Source organism: Spirillospora sp. NPDC046719 (assembly GCF_040645715.1).
Lineage (GTDB): Bacteria > Actinomycetota > Actinomycetes > Streptosporangiales > Streptosporangiaceae > Spirillospora.
On sequence record NZ_JBEYYT010000559.1, the window covers coordinates 1 to 5,220 of the forward strand.

The 5,220-nt window shown below is 73.4% G+C and carries 3 protein-coding genes; 1 reads left to right on the top strand and 2 read right to left on the bottom strand.

Annotated features, from left to right (window positions below; genetic code table 11):
- Both ABZ914_RS45940 and ABZ914_RS45945 read right to left on the bottom strand, forming a co-directional pair.
- Positions 1 to 2,366: sodium-translocating pyrophosphatase (locus ABZ914_RS45940; protein WP_500200968.1), on the bottom strand; the 2,366-nt coding region annotated here is incomplete at its 3' end.
- A 573-nt stretch (positions 2,367 to 2,939) separates the two neighbouring features.
- Entirely contained in the window at positions 2,940 to 3,887 is a 948-nt protein-coding gene (locus tag ABZ914_RS45945) for an AraC family transcriptional regulator (protein WP_500200969.1), read from the bottom strand.
- Positions 3,888 to 4,012: 125 nt separating this feature from the next.
- Here ABZ914_RS45945 and ABZ914_RS45950 point away from each other — a divergent pair, with 125 nt between their 5' ends.
- Positions 4,013 to 4,945 carry an NADP-dependent oxidoreductase gene (locus ABZ914_RS45950; RefSeq protein WP_500200970.1) on the top strand — a complete coding sequence of 311 codons (933 nt, stop codon included), beginning with the start codon at positions 4,013 to 4,015 and terminating at the stop codon, positions 4,943 to 4,945.
- Positions 4,946 to 5,220: the final 275 nt, after the last annotated feature.

Consider the following 5,220-nt stretch of genomic DNA (forward strand, 5'->3'; position numbering starts at 1 on the left):
CCCGCCGCGCCGCCCGCGCCGCCGCCCTTGGCCGCGGTGGAGTTCGCGGCCCCGCCGCCGCCCGCGCCGGCCGACGGGGCGATCGGGTCCGCGCGGCGCTTGGAGACGACGATCGCCGCGACGACGATGCCGACCGCCACGACCGTCACGCCGACCCGCAGCGCGTAGTTGTCGGCGTAGGTCACGACCGCGTCCGCGATCAGCAGCGCGACCAGGTTCATCACCTTGATCAGCGGGTTGATCGCGGGACCGGCGGTGTCCTTGAACGGGTCGCCGACCGTGTCGCCGATCACCGTCGCCGCGTGCGCCTCGCTGCCCTTGCCGCCGAGGAAGCCCTCCTCGACGACCTTCTTCGCGTTGTCCCAGGCGCCGCCGGCGTTCGCGAGGAACACCGCCATCAGGACCCCGGCCGCGATCGCGCCGCCGAGGTAGGCGCCGAGCGGCGCGTACCCGAGCGCGAACCCGACCGCGATCGGCGTCATGATCGCCAGCAGGCCCGGGGTGGCCAGCTCGCGCTGCGCGTCCCGGGTGCAGATGTCCACGACCCGGTCGTAGTCCGGCTTCTCGGTGTAGTCCATGATCCCGGGCTTGGTGCGGAACTGCTCGCGCACCTCCACCACGACCCGTCCGGCCGCCCGGCCCACCGCCATGATCGCCAGGCCGGAGAACAGGAACACCACGGCCGCGCCGATGATCAGCCCGATCAGCACGTTCGGGTTGTCGATCGACAGGTTGATGCCGTGGTTGAACTGCGACCCGATGGCGTCCTTCGCCGACTTGGACGCGTCCGCGAGCGCCGAGTTGACGGCCGTCCCGAACGAGCCGAACAGCGCGGTCGCCGCGAGCACCGCCGTCGCGATCGCGATGCCCTTGGTGATCGCCTTGGTGGTGTTGCCGACCCCGTCCAGCCGCTCCAGGACCTTCGCGGCCTCGCCCTGGACGTCGCCGGACATCTCCGCGATGCCCTGGGCGTTGTCGGAGACGGGCCCGAAGGTGTCCATGGACACGATCACGCCGACGGTGGTGAGCAGCCCAGTGCCGGCCATCGCCACCGCGAACAGCGCGACGGTGGTGTTGCCGAAGCCGAGCAGGAACGCGCCGTAGACGGCCCCGGCGATGACGAGCGCCGTGTAGACCGCCGACTCCAGGCCGAGCGAGATGCCGGACAGGATGACGGTCGCCGGGCCCGTCCGGGAGCTGTCGGTGACCTCCCGCACCGGCTTGCGGTTCACCTCGGTGAAGTAGCCGGTGAGCAGCTGGATCGCGCTCGCCAGCACGATGCCGATGATCACCGAGCCGAGCGCCACCCAGCGCGGGTCGGCGTCCACGTTGCGGATGCCGCCGTCCAGGTCGGCGAACGACGAGGGCAGGTAGGCGAACGCGGCGATCGCGACGAGCACCGCGGAGATGACCGCGGAGATGAAGAAGCCGCGGTTGATCGCCGACATCCCGGACCGGTCGCCGTCCCGCGGCATCACCGCGAAGATGCCGATCACCGCGGTGATGACGCCGATCATCGGCACCAGCAGCGGGAACACCAGGCCCTGCGTGCCGAACGCCGCGGTGCCCAGGATGAGCGCGGCGACCAGCATCACCGAGTACGACTCGAACAGGTCCGCGGCCATGCCGGCGCAGTCGCCGACGTTGTCGCCCACGTTGTCGGCGATCGTCGCCGCGTTGCGCGGGTCGTCCTCCGGGATGCCCTGCTCGACCTTGCCGACGAGGTCGGCGCCGACGTCGGCGGCCTTGGTGAAGATGCCGCCGCCGACCCGCATGAACATCGCGAGCAGCGCGGCGCCGAAGCCGAAGCCCTCCAGGACCTTCGGCGCGTCGCCCTGGTAGGCCAGCACGACGACCGCCGCGCCGAACAGCCCGAGGCCGACGGTGAACATGCCGGCGACGCCGCCGGTGCGGAACGCGATCCGCATCGCGGTCTTCTCGCCGCCCTCCTCGCGGGCCGCCGCCGCGACCCGCACGTTGCCGCGGACCGCCAGCCACATCCCGGTGAAGCCGGTGACGGCCGAGAACACCGCCCCGATGACGAAGAACACCGACCGCCCGATGCGCTCGCTCCAGGAGTCGGCGGGCAGGAGCAGCAGCACCAGCGGAATGAGCACCACGAAGACGGCGACCGTGCGGAACTGGCGTTTCAGGTAGGCGCTCGCGCCGACCTGGACCGCGCGCGCGATCTCCTGCATCTTCTCGGTGCCCTGACCCGCGGCCAGTACATCGCGTACCAGACCCGCGGCGACGGCCAGTGCCAGCAGTGCGACCACGGCTACGACGACGACCAGTGACAGGTCGCCGCCGCCGAGATCCACGCGTTCTGCTGCAGTGGCCGGGCTCGACAGGGAAAGCCCAGACATCCGTCCTCCTCGACAGGGGCGTTGCGATCCGACCGTCAAAAGACGATCTTTACCGCCTACCCCGCGAGTCCTGATTTCGAACGCCTCGCACGGCAGCGCGGGTGCGGGGAGTCTACGCACGCGAAGGACGAATGAGAAGGGCGCCAGACCCTTAATGAGGATGTCACGGAAAAGCAATCCGCATTACGCCGTAATTTGACCTTTGAGCCGGGTCGACTGCTATTTCCGCAGGTCAGCCGAGGTAAGCATGGTCTTACCCCGCGGCCGGGTTGACAGGGCCGCGGTCAGCGACGTCCGGCGGCGCCGCACGCGCCGCTTGGTAATTAAGCTAGGCATTATCACGCAATATGTCCAGGCCCAAATCCGGACGATTCAAGATCATTCCGGGAAGAGAATCTCACACGCCGGCGAGTGCTCCGTCCCGGGGGTCCCACCGCCCCCTCACGCCCCATTTCCCCACGACCCGGACGCCGCGGCCGGGCGTCGCGCAGCGCGGATCTGCCGCACCGTGCGAGGGCGGGGCGGCGGGCGGGGGCGGAGTTCGGGGTGCGGGTGCGGGTGCGGGGGCGCGGGTCAGGCGGAGCGGGGGCGGGCGGCGGACTTGCGGTAGCCGCCCGGCGCCACGCCGAACTCCCGCTTGAACGCCTTGGCGAACGCGAACTCCGACGTGTACCCCGTCCGCTCCGCCACCGCGCTCAGCGGGTCGCGCGTCTCCCGCAGCAGCCGGCCCGCCGTCGTCATGCGCCAGCGCGTCAGGTACGCCAGCGGCGGCTCCCCGACCAGCGCCGCGAACCGCCGCGCGAACGCCGCCCGCGACAGCCCGGCGCACCGGCCGAGCGCCTCCACGGTCCACGGCCGTCCGGGCTCCTCGTGGATGGCCTTGAGCGCGCGCGAGATGCCCGGGTCGTTCAGTGCCGCCGCACAGCCGTCCGGGGCGTCCGACTCGTCCAGCCAGGCCCGCAGGAGGTAGAACAGCAGCACGTCGATCATCGGCGGGACGATCCCGTCCGCGCCCGGCCGCCCGCCGGACAGCTCCGCGCAGAGCAGCGCCACCGCCGAGTGCAGCTCCGGATGCCGGCCCTGCCCCGCCCGCACGTGGATCACCGGCGGCAGCCCGCGCAGCAGCGGATGCGGGCGCGCCTGGTCGAGGTCGTACGCCCCGCACAGCATGACCGTCCGCGCCCCCGGCCCCTCGATGGTCAGCTCGCCGAAGCCGCCGCCCCCGTCCGGCCCGGTGTGCAGCCGGACCGGCGTCGTGGCCGGATCGTCCGCGAGGACGTGCTCCCGCCCCGACCGCAGGAACACCACGTCGCCCGCGGCCAGCTCGACGGGCTCGCCCGCCTCGCCGGCCCCGTCCGGCCCGCCCGGAGGGACGAGCCAGCAGGAGCCCTCCAGGATCACGTGGAATCCGGGGCCCGCGACCGGGCGAAGCCGCATGGCCCAGGGGGCGCGCGCGTCGGTGCGTGTCGCCGCCGGGAGGCCGGTCCGCATCGAGGCGATCACTTCGCTGAGCACGTCCATGCCCGGAATGCTACGCGGCCTGAGACGGACGGACATAAATCGGCGACTGCGAGATATTCAGCGTCTCAGATCCACTCCGTAGCGTGATCGGTGTCAGTGTTCACGCCCACACCAGGAGAGACATCATGCGTGCGGTCACCCAGCGGGCCTTCGGCGGCCCGGAGGTCCTCGAAGTCGTCGAGACCGAGCGTCCCGTGCCCCTGCCGTCCGAGGTCCTCGTCCGCGTCCGCGCGACGGCGGTCAACCCGGTCGACGCCTACATCCGCGCGGGCTCGTTCCCGCTCCTCGGCGAACCGCCGTTCGTCCTCGGGTGGGACGTGTCCGGGGTCGTGGAGGAGGTCGTCCCGGGCGTGACGCGCTTCCAGCCGGGCGACGAGGTCTACGGCATGCCGCTGTTCCCGCGCGCCGCCGGCGGCTACGCCGAGTACGTCGTGGCGCCGTCGCGGCAGATCGCGCGCAAGCCCGCCGGACTCGGCCACGTCGAGGCCGCCGCGCTGCCGCTCGTGGGCCTCACCGCCTGGCAGGGCCTCGTGGACGCCGCCGGAGTGCGGGAGGGCGACCGGGTCCTCGTGCACGGCGCGGGCGGCGGCCTCGGCCATGTCGCCGTGCAGATCGCCAAGGCGCGCGGCGCGCACGTCGTCGCGACGGCGAGCGCCGGCAAGCACGACTTCGTCCGGTCGCTCGGCGCCGACGAGGTCATCGACTACCGGACGGCCGACTTCACCGAGGCGACCGGCGACCTCGACATCGTCTACGACGCCGTCGGCGGCGGGTACGGCGAGCGCTCGCTGCGCGTCCTGCGGCCGGGCGGCCTCCTCGTCACCGCCGTGGACCGCGAGGACGCCGCCCTCGCGGCCGCCACCGCCGCGGCCGGGCGCCGCTTCGCGGGCATCACCGTCGAGCCCGACCACACCGCCCTCGAAGCGCTGACGGCGCTCGTCGAGGACGGCCTGCTCCGCCCGCACGTCGCCCAGGTCCTGCCGCTCGCGGACGCCGCGAAGGCGCACGAGCTCGTCGAGTCCGGCAGCACCCAGGGCAAGATCGTCCTCACCCCCTGACCGCCCCGCCCGGCGCCCGGCGCGGGGCGCGGGGCGCGGGGCGGTCGGCGCGAGGCGTGGGGTGCCGGCGCGGGGTCACGCCGGGAGCGGGGGTGACGCCGGGCGCGGGGACGGGGGGGGGGCGCCCGGGGGGGGGGGGGGGGGGGGGGGGGGGGGGTTGTGGGGGGGGGGGGGGGGGGGGGGGGGGGGGGGGCCCGGGGGCGGGGGGGGGGGGGGCGGACTTGCGGTAGCCGCCCGGCGCCACGCCGAACTCCCGCTTGAACGCCTTGGCGAAC